At 65.0% G+C, this 17,167-nt stretch carries 14 protein-coding genes; 13 read left to right on the plus strand and 1 reads right to left on the minus strand.

Annotation, left to right across the window (positions count from 1 at the left end):
* Positions 1-7: 7 nt before the first annotated feature.
* Both VFO25_06870 and VFO25_06875 read left to right on the plus strand, forming a co-directional pair.
* Positions 8-1,039 carry a sulfotransferase gene (locus tag VFO25_06870; GenBank protein ID HET9342619.1) on the plus strand — a complete coding sequence of 344 codons (1,032 nt, stop codon included), beginning with the start codon at positions 8-10 and terminating at the stop codon, positions 1,037-1,039.
* Complete coding sequence (locus tag VFO25_06875; protein HET9342620.1) at positions 1,036-1,575, plus strand: HAD family hydrolase; 540 nt, start codon at positions 1,036-1,038, stop codon at positions 1,573-1,575. The genes VFO25_06870 and VFO25_06875 overlap by 4 nt, the downstream gene beginning before the upstream one ends.
* A 121-nt stretch (positions 1,576-1,696) precedes the next feature.
* Here the strand turns inward: VFO25_06875 and VFO25_06880 are convergent, their stop codons facing one another.
* On the minus strand, positions 1,697-2,683 hold the full coding sequence (locus VFO25_06880; protein ID HET9342621.1) for a glycosyltransferase: 987 nt from the start codon (positions 2,681-2,683) through the stop codon (positions 1,697-1,699).
* A 134-nt stretch (positions 2,684-2,817) separates the two neighbouring features.
* On the opposite strand from VFO25_06880, the gene VFO25_06885 reads away from it, so the two are divergent.
* From VFO25_06885 to VFO25_06935, 11 genes are all read left to right on the plus strand, one after another.
* Positions 2,818-3,789, plus strand: a complete 972-nt coding sequence (locus VFO25_06885) for a sulfotransferase domain-containing protein (protein ID HET9342622.1) — start codon at positions 2,818-2,820, stop codon at positions 3,787-3,789.
* 142 nt (positions 3,790-3,931) lie between these two features.
* Positions 3,932-5,251 (plus strand): nucleotide sugar dehydrogenase, encoded by a 1,320-nt coding sequence (locus tag VFO25_06890; GenBank protein HET9342623.1) that lies wholly within the window; start codon positions 3,932-3,934, stop codon positions 5,249-5,251.
* Positions 5,252-5,365: 114 nt separating this feature from the next.
* Positions 5,366-5,854, plus strand: coding sequence for a hypothetical protein (locus tag VFO25_06895; protein HET9342624.1), 489 nt, complete (start codon positions 5,366-5,368; stop codon positions 5,852-5,854).
* Between the two features lie 44 nt (positions 5,855-5,898).
* Complete coding sequence (locus VFO25_06900) at positions 5,899-6,822, plus strand: polysaccharide biosynthesis/export family protein (GenBank protein HET9342625.1); 924 nt, start codon at positions 5,899-5,901, stop codon at positions 6,820-6,822.
* A gap of 25 nt (positions 6,823-6,847) precedes the next feature.
* The gene (locus VFO25_06905) at positions 6,848-7,699 is read left to right on the plus strand and encodes a hypothetical protein (GenBank protein ID HET9342626.1); all 852 of its coding nucleotides are present in this window, start codon (positions 6,848-6,850) and stop codon (positions 7,697-7,699) included.
* Between the two features lie 114 nt (positions 7,700-7,813).
* The gene (locus VFO25_06910; protein ID HET9342627.1) at positions 7,814-9,976 is read left to right on the plus strand and encodes a polysaccharide biosynthesis tyrosine autokinase; all 2,163 of its coding nucleotides are present in this window, start codon (positions 7,814-7,816) and stop codon (positions 9,974-9,976) included.
* Between the two features lie 25 nt (positions 9,977-10,001).
* Positions 10,002-12,101 carry a nucleoside-diphosphate sugar epimerase/dehydratase gene (locus VFO25_06915; protein HET9342628.1) on the plus strand — a complete coding sequence of 700 codons (2,100 nt, stop codon included), beginning with the start codon at positions 10,002-10,004 and terminating at the stop codon, positions 12,099-12,101.
* Complete coding sequence (locus tag VFO25_06920) at positions 12,067-13,413, plus strand: nucleotide sugar dehydrogenase (GenBank protein ID HET9342629.1); 1,347 nt, start codon at positions 12,067-12,069, stop codon at positions 13,411-13,413. The genes VFO25_06915 and VFO25_06920 overlap by 35 nt, the downstream gene beginning before the upstream one ends.
* Positions 13,410-14,375 carry a hypothetical protein gene (locus VFO25_06925; protein ID HET9342630.1) on the plus strand — a complete coding sequence of 322 codons (966 nt, stop codon included), beginning with the start codon at positions 13,410-13,412 and terminating at the stop codon, positions 14,373-14,375. Before VFO25_06920 ends, VFO25_06925 begins: the two co-directional genes overlap by 4 nt.
* Positions 14,372-15,901, plus strand: coding sequence for an O-antigen ligase family protein (locus tag VFO25_06930; GenBank protein ID HET9342631.1), 1,530 nt, complete (start codon positions 14,372-14,374; stop codon positions 15,899-15,901). The genes VFO25_06925 and VFO25_06930 overlap by 4 nt, the downstream gene beginning before the upstream one ends.
* Positions 15,898-17,076 (plus strand): DegT/DnrJ/EryC1/StrS family aminotransferase, encoded by a 1,179-nt coding sequence (locus VFO25_06935; GenBank protein HET9342632.1) that lies wholly within the window; start codon positions 15,898-15,900, stop codon positions 17,074-17,076. Before VFO25_06930 ends, VFO25_06935 begins: the two co-directional genes overlap by 4 nt.
* The last annotated feature ends 91 nt before the right edge of the window (positions 17,077-17,167 follow it).

Raw genomic sequence — 17,167 nt, forward strand, 5'->3', positions numbered from 1 at the left:
ACGGAACATGGCGTTCGTCTCCGAAGGCGTGAAGCAGCGGCTGCGCCCGTATTACCGCAAACTGCGCAGCTCGCTCATCGTCGACCGCAACGGCGACTGGCGGAAATCGATCTTCGTCTCATCCGGCGCGCGCACCGGCAGCACGTGGGTGTCGCAGCTCATCAACTACGACAACCGCTATCGCTACATGTACGAGCCCTTCATCTCGATGCCGCTCGGCTATCCGGAGATCCTCACCGCGCTGCCGGACAATCGCATCCTCTACCTGCGCCCCGCCGACGACAACGCGAAGTACGTCTCGCAAGCCGAATACATCATCAGCGGGCGCTTCCACCACCCGCGCACCGACATGTACAACGCGCGCTTCTTCGTCGACAAGCGGCTCGTCAAGGAAGTGCAGAGCAATCTCTGGCTCAAGTGGCTCAAGGTCCACTTCCCTTCGATGCCGGTCGTCTTGTTGTTGCGCCATCCTGTGCCGACGATCCGTTCGCGCTATGCCGAATACTTCGACCTGCCCGTCGAGCGGCGCGGTGCGATCGACGACGACGTCGCAGCGCGCAACGCGCACTATCGCGAGCTCGTCTTCGGCCAAGCCGATCTCGTCGCCGATCATCTCGAGCCGTTGCGCTCGGCGCTCGAGGCGGCGGAAACCGTCATGGAGCAACGTGCCGTCGTCTGGTGCATCCAGAACTACGTGCCGCTGCGGCAATTCGCGAGCGGCGAGATCCTGTTGACCTTTTACGAGAATTTTTGCGTCGATCCCGAGAACGAGATCCGTCGCGTCGGCGCCCACCTCGGCGACCGCATCGACGACGAGAGCCTCGGACGCTTCCTCGATCGGCTGCGCCGGCCTTCCGCGAACAGCAAGCTCAAAGCTGAGATGCTCGACGGTTGGAAGATGGTCAGCTCGTGGCAGAAGAAGGCGCCGGCGGAAGACGTCGCTCAGACGAAAGCCGTGCTCAAGATATTCGGTCTCGACAAGATCTACGACGCGTCGGAACCGCTGCCGGACGTCGGCGCCGCGAACGCGTTCCTGTGACGCCCGGTGCGCGAGCGCTCGCGTGGCGATCGCCGCAGGCGCGCGCAGGAAAGGTGTGCGTCTTCATCGATCGCGACGGCGTGGTCAACGAGCGACCGGGTGATGGGTACGTCCTCGCCTGGGAAGAGTTCCGCTTCAGACCCGATGCGATCGCCGCACTGCGCGTGCTCGCGGAAGCCCAGCTCCCGGCGATCGTCGTGTCGAATCAGAGCTGCGTCGGTCGCGGCCTGCTGAAACAAACCGGCCTCATCGACATCATGGACCGGATGACGCAGCAGCTCGAGCGCGAGAACGCGCCGCTCGCCGCATGGTATTGCTGCCCGCATGCGCCGGATGACGGCTGCGATTGCCGCAAGCCGCAACCGGGGATGCTCCTTCGCGCGATCGCCGAGTTCGGCTTCGACGCATCGCGCTCGCACATGATCGGCGACACGGTATCCGACATCGCTGCGGGCGAGTCAGCCGGCTGCATCACTCACCTTATCGATCCGTCCGACCCTAACGCATTCCTGCGCACCGTCACTGATATCGTCTGATGGTTGATGATAAAATGTGGTATGCCGAGCTTCGCTCGGAAACTGCCGAGCTTCGCTCGGCATACCACGTCAGATAAACATCAGACAAACATCAGACAAACATTATAGATTTACGATCGATTCAGCGCAGCACGGGTTCGAACGAGGGCGGCTTGACGAAGATGCCGCGCAAGAACCCGAGCGTCCACGCGATCTGGAAACATGGGAAGGCCACCGCGCATCCCAGTGCCACGCGCAACGGCCGAGTACGGTCGCGTAGCGCGACGACCGCCGCCGCATACAATAGGTAGAGCGCGAAGTCGATCCACCACCACGGCGTGAATAGCATCCCGATCGCGCCGACGAGCAACGCGGCCGGGATGAAATGCCGCACCCGCAGCTCGTGCGGGAAACGGCGGCTCGTCTGCGCTCGCCAAAAACCGTAGCCGCCCCATTGACGTATCGTCGCGCCGATGCCGCGGTTCACTTTGTAGAGGTTGGCGGACGGCACGAGCAAGAGCGTGTAGCCCGCGTCGCGCAGACGCGCTTCGAGCTCGGAGTCTTCGTTCGCGATCCATCGCTCGTCGAAACCGCCAAGCTCGAAGAGCAGCCCAGGCCTCCACGATCCCAGGTAGACGGTCTCGACGGGCACCGGTTCCTTCAAGGCGCGCACGCCGATGCGCGCGAGGCCGAGCGGATGCGTGAGGAGCTCGCCGACGACCGAACGCTCGAAATCCGGCGTCGGCGCCGGGATCTGCGCGCAGCCCACGTTGCCGAGCTGCGATGAACCGGATTCAAATGCACGCACGACGTCGGCGATGTACGTCGGACCATACGTCGTGTGCGCGTCGAGCCGGACGATGAGTGCATCGCGCCCTGCTCGCTCCGCGCCGACGTTGAGCGATATCGGGATGCGCTTGCGCGGATTGAGGACGACTTCGCCTTCGACGCCCGACGATGCGAGCCATCGCTCGACGATCTCGCGGCTCGAGTCGGTCGAACCGCCGTCGACGGCGATGAAGCGCATGCGCGAAGCGTCGAAGGTCTGCGCCCCGATGCTCGCGAGCGTCTCGGGAAGATCGACCGCTTCGTTCAGCATCGGCATGACAAGAGCGACGCGGGCCGTCATAATTAGTCCGAAAGGCTCGCAGTAATTCGCGTCGCACGCACGGTAATGTCGAGGCATATGCGCTGCGTCGCTGGGCGAGTCGGTTTTGCGGGGCACTCGAGGCGTCCTGCACGCCCGAAAATGAGCCGGCGCCATTGATCGCGCGATTTAAGCGCCGAGCCGGACGCGCAAAGCGGCGCGTCGTCGGCGTCATCCACCAGCTTCACGTAGATGCCGGCGGCGATCATCGCGCGACGACGTTCCTCGCCGGCAGCGGCCGCGGCGGCACGACCTGGATCGCCGAGCTCATCAACCACGCGAACGAATACCGGTTCATGTTCGAGCCGTTCACGTCGCGACATGTCCCCGAAGTCAAAGCGTTTCTCAATCGACAATACATCCGGCCCGGCGACGACGACCCGGCGTTCGTGAAGCCCGCGCGCGAGATCGTCGAAGGGCGCATCCGCAATCGTTGGGTCGACTACTACAACCACCGTTTTGTCGCGCGACGGCGGCTCATCAAAGACATCCGCGCGAACATGTTCCTCAAGTGGCTCGACGTCCATTTCCCAGGCATGCCGATCGTCTTGCTGCTGCGCCATCCGCTCGCAGTCGCGGCGTCGCGGCTTCGCCACACGTGGTCGAACGATCTCGCCGGCTTCCTTCGACAAGAGGCGCTCATGGCCGACCACCTCGAGCCGTACCGGCATCTTCTCGAGACGGTTCGCGATCCGTTCGAGCAGCACGTGCTCCAGTGGTGCGTCGAGAACTGGATCCCGCTTCGTCAGTTCCAGCGCGGCGAGCTGCACCTCGCGTTCTACGAGCATTTCAGCGTCGACCCGCGCGGGGAGATCGGACGGCTCTTCGCGTTTCTCGGCAAACCGTTTCCGGAGAAAATTCTCGAACGGGTCGAGCGGCCATCGCGGATGGCATGGACGGCAAAGGGCGTCGTCTCGGCGCTCGGAGATCCCGACTCGTGGCGGCCGTACGTCTCGCCGGGCGAGATATCTCGCTCACTCGACATCCTCGCGCAGTTCGGCTTCGACTCCGTCTACTCGGCCTCGTCGCTCCCGAACCGAGACGCCGCAGAATCGTTGTTTCCCCAGCCGATAGGTCTTAAGGCCTAACAACCCTGGTCCGATTGGGCCCCTTGACCCGCCTTTCTAGGGTTGACCCGTACTTTGACGTGTAATGCTCCCCAGGTAAAATGGAGCGACCACCGCGGACGCGGGGTCCCGTCGACATGCCCATATGAGGGTCTCAGTTAGAGTGAAGGTCAGCCTACTCGGCCTCGGATACATCGGTCTGCCGACCGCGGCGATGCTCGCGCTCGGCGGGCACGAGGTTTCCGGCTTTGATGTCAGCCCGCGCGTGCGCGCCGGACTGCGTCGCGGCGGCGAACATGTCGCCGATCTCGAGGTCCGCAAGCTTGCCGTCGACGCGCTAGCGACCGGCCGCTTCTCGGTCGCTGACGAGATAGAACGATCGGACGCCTACATCATATGCGTGCCGACGCCGAACGCCGTCGACGGCAGGCCCGACCTGACGTACGTCCACGACGCGACGGCAGCCATCGCCCCGATGCTGCGCAAAGGCGACCTCGTCATCCTGGAATCGACAGTACCGCCAGGGACGATGGACCGAGTCGTCGCCGGCGCGCTGCGCGAACACGGCGTCTCGCCCGACGACGTGCTGCTCGCCCACTGCCCGGAGCGCGTCATCCCTGGCGCGATCGTGCGCGAGCTCAAAGAGAACTCACGCATCATGGGCGGTCGCACGCCCGAGGCCGCGCGTGCCGCGAAAGATCTGTACGCGAGTTTCGTCCAAGCAGACATGTTCGAGACCGATTGCACGACCGCCGAACTCGTGAAGGTCATCGAGAACACGTTCCGTGACGTCAACATCGCGCTCGCAAACGAACTCGCGTTATTGTGCGAAGAGCTCGGCATCGACGCGTGGGAAGCGATCTCGCTTGCGAACAAGCACCCGCGCGTCAACATCCTCCAACCCGGTCCGGGAGTCGGCGGACATTGCATACCGATCGATCCGCATTTCCTCGCCGATGCAAACCCGTTCCTCACTGAGCTCATCCAGACCGCGCGCCGCGTCAACGCCCGGATGCCGAATCACGTCGTCCGCCGCATCCGCGAGCTCGTGCCCGAATCCCAAGCTGGCGCGAAGATCGCGCTTCTCGGCGCGTCGTATAAGGCGAACGTCGACGATTCGCGCGAGAGCCCGACCGAGCGGATCGACGAGCTGCTCCGCGAGCATGGTTACGAGACCGCGATCTACGATCCGGTCGCGTCGGGATTCAAGCGGCCGCTCGCGCCGACGCTCGAGTCGGCGCTCGAACGCGCCGATGCGCTCGTGCTCGTCGTCGATCACGACGCGTTTCGCTCGCTCGATCCCGCCGAGGTCGCGAAGTCGATGCGAGGGCGCATTATCATCGACGCGCGTAATCTGTTCGATCCGGTCCGCTGGGAACGTGCAGGCTTCGAAGTCCACACCCTGGGCCGCAGAAGCGACGCGAAGCAGCGACCCTCACACGCGGGCGAACGGCCGAAGCGCGTGACCGCAGGGATGTCATGAACGGTAAACCGACGAGTAGGACTTTGTGCCCAATGCCCCGTCTAGAAGGGGTCATGCGACCCCGGTCAACCGGGGTGAGACCGTTCCTTTCCTGGGATGCTTCGTCGGGATAGCATGGAAACTATCATGGCAGCCGACTTTCGAGAGCCAGTCCGCGTCGCTATCGTCGACGATCAGCACATCGTGCGGGAGGCTCTCGCACAATTATTGGAAGAAAGCGGGACGGCCAAGGTCGTCGGGTCGTACCGTCACACTGATAGCGCGCTCGAAGAGATCGGCAAGAACGGGGCGGCCGCCGCTATCATCGGTTTCGACGCTCAGGTCAACGACCCGATCGTCACCGTGGCGAAGCTCGCCCGGCTTCACCCGGAACTCGCGCTTTGCGCGCTGGTCGGGCCGGGGCAGCCCGGCCGCGTGCATGGGGCGATAGCAGCCGGCTGCGGCGGTGCCGTAAGCTCGAGCGCGACCCTCGACGTGGTCGTGGCGGCGTTACAGGCGCTGGCATCCGGGCAGGCTTATGTAGACCCAAAACTCGGTGGGCAGTTGCTGAGCGCCGAATTCGGCGCCCGCCACTACCGTCCGCCGGCCAGACCCAGGGAATGAAGGTGTAACGGAAGGCTATGATACTGCATCATATCACTCGAAGTATGCGTACAACGGCTCTCGTCATATGCGCCGCGCTGCTGGCATGCGGTCCGCTCGCCGCGCACGCGGCGACGACGACCCCGCCGCAGTACATCATCCATCCGAACGACCAGCTCAACGTGCAGGTCTTCGGCGATCCGACGATGTCGCAAACGGTGACGGTGCTGCCTTCGGGTGACATCAACTATCCGCTCGTCGGGATCATCCACGTCGCGGGCCAGACGCCGACCCAGGCCTCGGCTACCGTGACGAAGGCGCTCAAGAAGTACGTGCGGGATCCGCACGTCGTCGTGCTCGTCCAAGCGCAAGGCAAAGCGGACGTGCTCGTCCTCGGTGGCGTCGAACATCCGGGCAAAGTCGAGCTCACGTCGAGCGGCACGTTCACGGATGCAGTCGCTGCAGCCGGTGGGTTGTCAGCCGGTGCACAGACGTACAACGACGCGACGGTCACCGATTATGCGGGCGGTATGCAAAAGGTCTCGCTCGAGAAGATCTACACCGAAGGCGATCTCTCCGGCAACATCCCCGTGCCCGACGGATCGACGATCTTCATCCCGGCGCCCGCGACGATCGACGTCGAGGTGTCCGGCGCCGTCGACCATCCCGGCGAGATCGAGCTCAATCAGGGCGACCGGCTATCGATGGCGATCGCGAAGGCGGGCAACAGTCCGACGAGCGACGGCGATCTCAACAACATCCACGTGACGCGCCTCGCGAACGGCAGCGGTCAGTCGCAGAGCTTCAACGTGGATCTCTATCAGGAATTGCAACAGGGCAACGTCGCCAAAGACATCGTCTTGCAAAAAGGCGACGTCGTCTACGTCCCCAAGAACAAGCACGGTCTCGTGAGCCAGAACGGCAGCGCGTCGAGCAATCCGTTCTACCTGCTGCTCATCGGCGCGCGCTTGCTTTTCCCGAACATCTAACGACGTCAAAGGAGCACAGAGTAGCATGAAGCGCACTCAACAGATCGCCATCTGGGGAAGCCTCGGTGGCATGATCGTAGCGGCCCTCATCGCTGGATGCGGTGGCGGCTCCACCAGCGCCGCCCCCCCGCCCGGCGGTGGCGGCGGCCACCCGAGTCCGAGTCCCTCGCCGGCTCCGTCGGTGACGCCCGTCTTGACAGGTAACCTCAACGTCGCGATCGGCGGCGCTTACCCAGCGCCGACGGAAGCGGCAGCCGCTAATGCTCAGGTCGACTTCACGTGTGGTTGCACGGGGCAAGCTGGAACAGGAGCCGCAGACGTCAACGGCAATTTCACACTGCTGACAGTGTCGACGCCGGTGCCTGCCTCCCCGAATCCCACGTATACGATCGTGCCGGGTCGCAACTACGTAGTGATTGGCACCGCCGCGATGGGGACGAACCTCAAGGCACAGGCGTACACGATGGTATTCGCCGGCAACGACTCGTCGCGCAACCAGTACCTAATCCCGGGCGTGAATGCGTCGGACACGTATACGGCAGCCGTCACGATGTACGTCATGGCGAAGTCGGCGGCCACCCAGACGGCTTTCGATGATTGGAACTTCTTCACGCTCCAGTCGTTCTACACGCATCTGCAAAGCACGCCGACGACTCAGGAGCAGCAGCTGCTCACCGACATCATCCTACAACAAGAGGCGGGCAACACGATGTACCCCGCCAAGCCGAGATGGCGACCGAACAAGCTCAAGAACCAGACAATCGCCAACGATCTCGCCGCGATCACCCCTGGAACGGACCCGTCGTTGCCGACACCATGTCCGACTCCAGCCCCGGGCCAACCAACGGGCTGCACGAGTCCATACCCGACTCCATAAGCACAACCAAGTCGGGGACCCGGAGCGGCCGACGCTCCGGGTCTCTCGGCGCCGAAACGCTATAATACGTTCATCCATAGTAAATGATGTGGGAAACGAGAGGCACTAGCCACCATGTACCAGCTCTCCAGTAACGGCAACGGCTCCACAGTGATGCCCGTGCCGGAACGTGAGGACGAGTTCCAAAAACTGTTCGGCGCCCTGCGCCGGCGTTGGAAGCTCGCGCTCTACATCTTCGGCGCGTTCTTCCTCGCCGCGCTCGCGTACGCGATCGTGTGGCCGAAGTCGTACGTCGCGACGGTCTCCCTGATCACGGGCAACTCGGCGACGAACTTCAACGGCATCAACACGGACCTGCCGGTGCTCAACGCGCTCGTCGCGGCGGGCGGCGTCCAGTCCGTCGAGACGTACGCGACCATGATCCAGGGTCAAGACGTGGCGACCAAGGTCATCGAGAACCTCAAGCTGCGCAAAGAAGACCCGCACATCGACGCGTACAAGCTGTTGAAGTACGATATCTTCGTCGCGCCCGTGACGAACACGCAGATCGTCACGCTCGCCGCGACGTGGAAGAATGCGAAGACGTCCGCGGCCATCGCGAACGAATTCGGCAAGGTGCTCATCGAGAAGCAGCGCGACCTCATCGCCGGTCAATCTCAGACCGCGATGGACTACCTCGCGCAGCAGATCCCCAAAGCGGCGGCCGACAAGAACAAGGCCGACTCGGCGCTCGCCGATTTCCAGGCGTCGCACACGATCGGCGACATGAGCGCGCAGACCTCGAGCACGGTGAGCCTCTACACCGACAACGCGAGCAAGATCGCGGCGCTCCAGGTCGACGAGGCGCAGGCGTCCGCCTCGCTCGCGAACGTCCAAGGTCAGATGTCCGCAGGCAGCGCGACCGCGAACGGCGGCGAGAGCATTGCCGAGAACCCGGTCGTCACCCAGCTCAAACAGCAGCTCGCGCAGGTGACCACGGAGCTCGACGCCGCCCGCAAGCAGTACACGGACGCGCACCCGACGGTCATCGCGCTAGCGCAGCAGAAACAGCTGCTCGAGCAAGAGATCGCCAAGGCGCCGCAAACGTACGTCGCCTCGCGCGCGGTCGTGCCGAGCCCGGTCTTCCAGCAGAACTCGCAGCAGGCCGCCTCGCTGCAGGCGCAGATCGCCGGCGACCAGTCGCAGATCAGTCAGCTGAACGCGCAGCAGAAGCTGTTCAGCGTCCAGGTGAAGCAGCTGCCGAACACGGCGCGCGAACTCGCCGACCTGCAGCGCAACGCGCAGCTCGCTGAAGGCGTCTATGACAGCCTTCGCCAGCACTACAACGACGCGCTCGTCGCGAAGACGATGGCGCTCTCGAACGTCTCTTTCGAACAGCTCGCCGAACCGCAATGGGTGAAGACGATCCCGAACCTCGTCCTGACGATTCTCCTCGGGTTCGTGCTCGGCATCATCCTCGCGATCGCCGGCGTGTTCACGGTCGACTTCTTCGACAACAGCCTCAAGGACGAGAACGACGTCCGCCGCGCGCTGCCGTGGCCGGTCCTCGCGCAGGTCCCGCAGCTCGATGCGACGAGCCGCCGCGGACAGGCGCGTCTGCCGATGCTCCGCGCGCTGACGATCGAAGCGTACCTGCAACTCGTGACCTCGTTGCGCTTCGCATCCGATAAGCCGCTCCGCACGCTGGCGGTGACGAGTCCATCGCAGGGCGACGGCAAGTCGACGGTCGCGCTGTCGACGGGAATCGCGATGGCCGAGATGCGGCCGCGCGTCCTCATCATCGATGCGGACATGCGCCACCCGACGCTGCACGAGAAGCTCGGCGTCGACGGCGGCCCGGGTCTTGCCGACGTCCTCGTCGGCGAGAGCAAGGTCGACGACGTGATCGTCTCGACGCGCTTCGCGGGTCTCGACTTCTTGCCCGCGGGCTCGCAATCGCCGAACCCGATCAAGCTCATCCAGTCGTCGACGTTCGACGAGATGGTCGAACATCTCCAAGCGAACTACCAGACGATCATCTTCGACACGCCGGCGCTGCTGCCGATGGTCGACGCCGCCGCGATCGCGCAGAAGTGCGACGGCACGATCATGGTCGTCGCCGCAGGCCGGACCGACACGCGATCGGCGAATCGTGCGCTTCAACGGCTGAGCGTCGTCGAGGGCGCTTCAGTCATCGGCGTCGTTATAAACCGCGCGACACCGAACGCGCGCGACAGCGCCTACGTGCTGCAGTCTGGTTCACAGCTGCCGCTCAGCGGCGAGCTCGAGACGGCGTAGCCGTCAAGAGCGAAGCGTTGAGCCGATGGAGCGCGACGTGACGACGGGCGGAGCGATCCGCCACGAGCCGAGTACGGACCGACCCGCACGCGAGAGCGTGCGAGTCGCGTCCGATGCCCTCATCGCGCTCGTCGCCGCGCTTGCTGCCGCCGCCCTGTCCGTGGGCCTCGTGCCGCTGCAGACGCAGACGGTTCTGTCGATCGTCGTCACCGCGTCCTTGATCGTCCTTGCGCTTGTCATCACCGGGAACTACCGGCACCAAGGCGCGCAGCTCCAAGAGGCGGCGCTCCGTCTGGCAGCCGCGTGCGCACTCGCGGCAGGCGCGCTTGCGCTCTTCTCGCTCGTCGCGAACGCGAACGTGTTCGCTCCGCAAGTCAGCGTCACGGCCGCGAGCCTCGCGTTTCCGATGCTGCTCTTCGCGCGTCTGTGGAATCGGGTCCGCCGGCGCTCGGTCAAGGCGCCCGGCGCGTCGCGGACGATCGTCGTCGGCGCACGCGATGCCGCGCGGGCGGTGATCCGTCTCCTCGACCAGCGCGAATCGCTTCCGTTCGACGTCGTCGGCTGCGTCGATGATGATGTGGCGACGCGCAGCGTCGAGGGCGTTCCCGTGCTCGGCAAACCCGCCGATCTCGGCGCGCTGATCGACGCGCACTCGATCGAAACGATCATCGTCGCCGCGACGTCCGCGCGACGCCGCCTCGTCAAAATCGTCATGGCCGCGTGTGCCAACGCCGGCGGCCGGCGTCCGGCCGTCAAGGTGCTCCCTCACCTCGATCAGCTGCTCACCGGCAGGGTCGAGTACTCGCCCGTGCGTGACGTGCGGCTCGAGGATCTGCTCCAGCGCGATCCGGTCGAGGTCGATCCTTCTCGCGTCGCACCGCACCTCGAGAACCGCGTCGTGCTCGTCACGGGTGCGGGGGGCTCGATCGGCAGCGAGCTGTGCCGCCAGATCTCGCGCTTCAACCCGAAGCTGCTCGTGCTCGTCGGCCACGGCGAGAACAGCCTCGTCGCGATCGACCAAGAGCTGCGTACCGAACTCGGCTTCACGAAGACCGAGGTCGCGCTCGCCGACGTCGCCGACGGATTCCGCGTCCGCAGCATCTTCTCGCAGTACCGGCCGCATATCGTCTTCCATGCCGCTGCACACAAGCATGTACCGATCCTCGAGTCGAACGTGTGCGAGGCGGTGCGCAACAACGTCTTCGGCACGCACGCCGTCGCCCTCGCGGCGGCAGCGGCAGGCGTCGCGAAGTTCGTCATGATCTCGACGGACAAGGCGGTCAACCCGACCAGCGTCATGGGCGCGACGAAGCGCGTCGCCGAGCTCATCTGCCAATCGTTCGAGCGCCGAACGGGCACCGAGTTCGTCTCGGTCCGCTTCGGCAACGTCCTCGGCAGCCGCGGAAGCGTCATCGACGTGTTCAAGAAGCAGATCGAGATGGGCGGCCCGCTCACCGTCACGCATCCGGACATGGTGCGTTACTTCATGACGATCCCCGAAGCCGTCGCCCTCGTCCTCGACGCGACGGCGATCGGCCGCGACGGGCAAGTGTGCGTGCTCGACATGGGCAAACCGGTGAGCGTCGTGGAGCTCGCTGAAAACCTCGTGCGGCTCTGCGGCCTGCGCCCGTACGACGACGTCGACATCGTGTTCACGGGGATCAGGCCGGGCGAGAAGCTGCGCGAAGAGATCTTGACGTCGCACGAGCTCGACAACCCGGACGAACATCCATCGGACGATCCGACCGCCCACGAGCGGCTCTTCGTCGCACAGCAGGAGCGTGTCGTCTACGAGAAGCTCGTCGGCATCCTCACTGACCTCGAAGTCGCCGTGCGCACGCCCGACGCCCAGACGGTCATCGCGACGCTGCGGCGTCTCGTCCCGAGCTTCGTGCCGGGCGATCATCTGCGTGGCGACGACGCAGAGTCGGCGACGCATGTGACGCCGCTCGACGCAGCCGGTCCGCTCGCGCCGCCACCGGGCGAGGCCGATACTATTGGAGAGGCGCCCGAGCAGGCGCCAGTCCAGGCGCAGCGCGCAAACGTCGTCAGCTTAGAAGAAGCCCTCGCGGCTCGGAGTGCCGGCATCGATGCAAGTGATCAGGCCGAAGTCGGACGGCCTTAGCCATGCGGCGGCGCTCAAAGAGCGCATAGTCGCTCGAACGGCTCGGGTCGGCGTCGTCGGCGCGGGCTACATCGGCTTGCCGCTCGCGGTCGCGCAGGCGAAGGCGGGCTTCACCGTCGTGGCCGTCGATCAGAATCCGATCCGCGTCGCGCAGCTCAACCAGGGTTCGAATTATTTGCGCGATGTCGACGACGCGGACCTCGCCGCGGTCGTGACGCGCGGGAAGCTGACCGCGACGACCGAGCTCGACCGCATCGGCGACTTCGATGTCGTCATCATGTGCGTGCCGACGCCGGTGACCCTCCACAAGGACCCCGACACCGCGTTCATCCGCAAGATCGGCGCGGAGATCGCATCGCGGCTGCGACCGGGCCGGCTCATCACGCTCGAGAGCACCTCGTACCCCGGCGTCACCGAAGAGCTGCTGTTGCCGATCCTGTCGACGAGCGGGCTCAAGGTGGGCGAAGATTTCTTCCTCGCGTTCTCACCGGAGCGCGTCGATCCGGGCAACGCGCGGTACGTCACCGTCAACACGAACAAGGTCGTCGGCGGCGTCACCGAAGCATGCCTCGACGTCGCTTCGACGTTCTACCGGCAGACGATCGACGAGATCGTGCCCGTCACGAGTCCGCAAGTCGCCGAGCTCTCGAAGGTCTTCGAGAACACGTTTCGCGCCGTGAACATCGCGCTCGTCAACGAGATGGCGCAGCTGTGCGACAAGATGGGCATCAACGTCTGGGAAGTCCTCGACGCGGCATCGACCAAACCGTTCGGGATGATGCGCTTCAACCCAGGCCCCGGCGTCGGCGGCCACTGCATCCCGCTCGACCCGTTCTACCTGACCTGGAAGGCGCGCCGCTACGACTTCCACATGCGTTTCACCGAGACCGCCGCCGAGATCAATCTCGCGATGCCGTGGTTCGTGCGCGAGAAGCTGCGCCGCACGCTCAACGAACGCGGCACGCCGCTCAAGGACGCGCGCATCCTCCAGATCGGACTCGCCTACAAGCGCGACGTCGAAGACTGGCAGGAGTCGCCCGCGCTCCGCGTCCTTCATCTGCTCGAGGACGACGGCGCGATCGTCGAATACCACGATCCGCACATCCCGAGCATGCGAGAAGAAGACGGCAGGCTGCGGCACTCCGCGCTGCTCACGCCCGACGCGCTGTCGCGGGCGACGTGCGTCCTCATCACGACCGACCATAGCTCGATCGATTGGGATTTCGTCGTGCGCAACGCGCGGGTCGTCCTTGACACGCGCAATGCGACGCACCATGTCGAGGCAGGCAGGGAGAAGATCGTCCTGATATGACCGTCTCTCCCACCACCATGAGCGGCGAGAAGTCGAAGGTCGCATCCGTCGCAGGCATGCGCATCCTCGTCCTCGGCTACACGCGTTTCGCGCTGCGCCAGACCGCGATGTTCGAAGCGCGCGGCGCGCGAGCGACGTACGTCAAGCGCAACTTCGCGCTGCGGGCGCTGCCGCTCGTACCGATGTGCGACGTCGTCTATCAGGTCGGCGGGCCGATCGTGCCGCGCTCGGTCTTCGACGCGTGCCGTTTCTTCGGCAAGCCGATCGTCAAGCATTGGCTCGGCTCCGACACGATGCGCCTCCACGATCCGAGCGTCCAACGTCAAAGCTCGGCGAAGTTCGTCACGAACTGGGCGGACGCGCCGTGGCTCGTCGACGAGCTGAAGGCCGCAGGCGTCGACGGTCAGACCATCGGGCTTAGTCCGATCTCCGTCACCGCCGAACTGCCTTTCCCGCCCGCACCGCTGCGCGTGCTGTGGTTCTTGCCGGAGGATCGATTCGAGTTCTACGGGGGCCAGATGGCGCTCTCGGTCGCGCGCGCGCTGCCGTCTCTCAAGTTCATCTTCGTCGGCTGCGAACGCCGCGGAAGGCCGGCGCCGCCGAACGTCGACTACGTCGGATTCTTGGACGAGATCGACGACGCGTATGCCAAGACGCACGTGCTCGTGCGGATGGCGGACCACGACGGCCTCTCCCAGATGGTGCTCGAGGCGCTCAACCACGGCCGCTACGTCATCTGGAACTATCCTTTCCCCGGCACGCTCAAGGCCTCGGGCGAAAGCGACGTCATCGCTCATCTGAGCGGTCTCGCCGCGCGCATGGCCGAGGGCGGGCTCGGCTATAACGAGGCGGGCCGGACGTCGGTTCGCACCGGTTATTTGGGGGACATCATCGCGGACCACATCTGCGAAGGGATCCTAGCCGCTACGAAGCGGCGGCAAAACGGAGTCGCACTCTCGTGATCGACACACGCGCCATCGTCTATCGGCCGTTCTGGCCGGTCTTCTGGAAATGGACGGCCATATCGCTCGGCGTCGGCGCCTACGTCCTCATGGCGTTCATCGGGTTCAACCTTGCGATGGCCCCGACCGGCTGCCCGATGTTCTGGAACGTCTTCGCCATCTATTGCGGCTCGCACACCGGCATGGCGCTCGCGCTCTGCTTGTTCATGACGCCGCTCGCGGCGTATTTCGCGATCAAACGCCCGTGGCTGTTCCCGGTCTCGCTCTACGCGCTGCTCGTGCCGTCGGACTCGTACCTCAATTTCACATCGTTCACGGGCGGCAGCTCGCTGACGAAGGTCGCTGCGATCCTCGCGACCGGCTCGATGATGTGGTACCTCGCGCGGAACAAGCGCTTTGCGGATCCGGGCAAGGCGGTCATCGCGTGGCTCGCGTACGGCAGCTACGCGTCGCTCACCATGCTGTGGGGCTACCAGGTCGACATCGGAACGTTGACGCTCTGGGGCACCCTGTGGCAGCTCATCTTCTTCTACGTGATCCTCGCGGTCGCGCGCATCGAAGAAGACGAGTTCCGGATCGTCATGGTCTCGTGGCTCATCGGCTGCATGTTCGCGTCGGTGTTCGGCGCGACCGTCTTCGGCTTCGGCGGCGCGAAATTCGATAACGCGGGCCGGCTCAAGGCGCATTTCAATCCGGACAACAAGCTCCTCTCCGACCTCTTCTCGGCCTCGTTCGTCTTCCCGGTCGCGCTCGTCACGATGTACATCCTGCGCGCGCAGTGGGGCTTGAAGAAGATCGGCCTTCTCATGGTTTTCGCGATCCTGATCGTCGGCCAGTTCGTCGTCGGGTCGCGCGGCGGTATCCTCGCCGACCTCCTCGTGTGCGTCTACTACTTCTTCAAGGGGCGCTACCGCGGGCAGCTCTTGTTCCTCGCCGCGCTCGCTTTCACGGTGAGCTTCGCGTTCCCGACGGCGACCTGGGGGAGGTTCCTGAAGCCCGACCCTTCGGGCGGCTCGGGGCGCATCGAGATCTGGAAGGTCGGTCTCGCCGCGCTCAAGGACAACTGGCTCTTCGGCGGCGGCTTCGCGCAGTTCGAGAACTTGTACGACAAGTATTTCCTGACGGTCTGGAACCAGTTCTACGAGCACTGGCACCGCGGCCCGCATAACATCATCCTGCAGGCATGGGTCGAGCAGGGCCTCATCGGCCTCGGCATCATGCTGCTCGCGTGGTGGATGACGTACAAGTCGATGGCGCACATCCCGAAAGGCCACCCGCGTTACGACGAACGCGTGGCGGTCGAGGCGGGCGTCTTCGGCGCCTTCGTCGCGGCGATCTTCGTCGGCGTCATGCTCTCGAAGTTCACATTCTGGATGTACACGATCGTGTCGCTCTATCGCCAGGTCACGCTGCGTTCCGTCAACGCGAGCCTCGCGGCGAAGGCGCCGCTCGATCGGGTCGTCGTTCTCGATACGGGGCCGCCGCCCGAACTCGAGCCGCTGCCCGTGCCCGGCCCGGCCAGTTGAAGCGCGCAGAGTTCCTGCCGTATTGCCGGCCGGCGCTCGGCGCTGACGACATCGCTGCGGTCGTCGACACGCTCGAACGCGGTTGGCTGACGACCGGACCGCTCGTCAAGCGGTTCGAAGCTGATTTCGCCGCCGCGTGCGGCGTCAAGCACGCGATCGCGCTCAACAGCTGCACCTCGGCGATGCATCTTGCGCTCATCGCGCTCGGCGTCGGTCCGGGCGATGAAGTCGTCTTGCCTGCGCTCAGCTTCGTCGCGGCCGCGAATCTCGTGCTCCAGCTCGGGGCCGAGCCCGTCTTCTGCGACGTCGAAGCCGATTCGCTCTGCTCGACGGTCGCGACGATCGACCGCGCGACGTCGCCGCGGACGAAAGCGATCGTCACGATGCACTATGCCGGACGGCCCGCCGCGGCTGCGCCGATCTCGGCATACGCGCGCTCGCGCGGCATCAGCGTGCTCGAAGACGCGGCGCTCGCGGTCGGCACGCTCGACGACGGCCGCTGGCCGGGCTTTTGCACCGACGCTGCAGCGTTCAGTTTCTACGCGACCAAGAACGTGACGACCGCCGAGGGCGGCATGCTCGTCACCCGCGACGACGAGATCGCCGAGCGCGTTCGCAGCCTGTCGCTCCACGGCATGGACAAGGACGCATGGAAGCGCTACGAGCGCGGCGGCGCGTGGCGCTACGACGTGCTCGAGACCGGCTACAAGTACAACATGCCGGACATGGCAGCCGCGATCGGTCTCACGCAGCTCGCGAAACTGCCCGCGAACCAGAAGCGCCGCGACGAACTCGCGGCAGCCTATGTCGCCGGGCTCGAGGATGTCCCAGGCGTCGCCGTCGCGGCCTTGGGCTCGATGCGAACGAATGACCGGCACAGCTGGTGCGTGTTCCCGATCCTCGTCGACGAACAGACGGCGGGCATCTCGCGCGACGCGCTCATCGAGGCGCTGCGCGACCGGAACATCGGCACGAGCGTCCACTATATCCCGTCGCACCACTTCACCGCGTACAAGCACCGGCGCCACGGACCGCTGCAGGTGACCGAGGCAGAGTGGCTCAAGCTCGTCTCGTTGCCGCTCTTCCCGGGGATGAGCGACACGGATGTCGCCGACGTCGTCGCAGCGATCAAGGACAGCGTACCGGCTGCCTCGCGCTCGCGCGTCGGTCTGTGACCGCGCTAACCCGCCCGCTGCGATAGCCGGCACACTACCCCACCGGTTCACTCGAGAGTGAGCCGCCGCATGGATAGACCCATCGCCAATC

Source organism: Candidatus Eremiobacteraceae bacterium, assembly GCA_035710745.1.
GTDB lineage: Bacteria > Vulcanimicrobiota > Vulcanimicrobiia > Eremiobacterales > Eremiobacteraceae > JANWLL01.

What these genes read in the sequence shown, in the direction of transcription:
- VFO25_06870 (HET9342619.1), top strand. Translation starts at nt 8, where the DNA reads ATGGCGTTCGTCTCCGAAGGCGTGAAGCAGCGGCTGCGCCCGTATTAC.
- VFO25_06880 (HET9342621.1), bottom strand. Translation starts at nt 2,683, where the DNA reads ATGACGGCCCGCGTCGCTCTTGTCATGCCGATGCTGAACGAAGCGGTC.
- VFO25_06895 (HET9342624.1), top strand. Translation starts at nt 5,366, where the DNA reads ATGGAAACTATCATGGCAGCCGACTTTCGAGAGCCAGTCCGCGTCGCT.
- VFO25_06900 (HET9342625.1), top strand. Translation starts at nt 5,899, where the DNA reads ATGCGTACAACGGCTCTCGTCATATGCGCCGCGCTGCTGGCATGCGGT.
- VFO25_06905 (HET9342626.1), top strand. Translation starts at nt 6,848, where the DNA reads ATGAAGCGCACTCAACAGATCGCCATCTGGGGAAGCCTCGGTGGCATG.
- VFO25_06910 (HET9342627.1), top strand. Translation starts at nt 7,814, where the DNA reads ATGTACCAGCTCTCCAGTAACGGCAACGGCTCCACAGTGATGCCCGTG.
- VFO25_06915 (HET9342628.1), top strand. Translation starts at nt 10,002, where the DNA reads ATGGAGCGCGACGTGACGACGGGCGGAGCGATCCGCCACGAGCCGAGT.
- VFO25_06920 (HET9342629.1), top strand. Translation starts at nt 12,067, where the DNA reads ATGCAAGTGATCAGGCCGAAGTCGGACGGCCTTAGCCATGCGGCGGCG.
- VFO25_06925 (HET9342630.1), top strand. Translation starts at nt 13,410, where the DNA reads ATGACCGTCTCTCCCACCACCATGAGCGGCGAGAAGTCGAAGGTCGCA.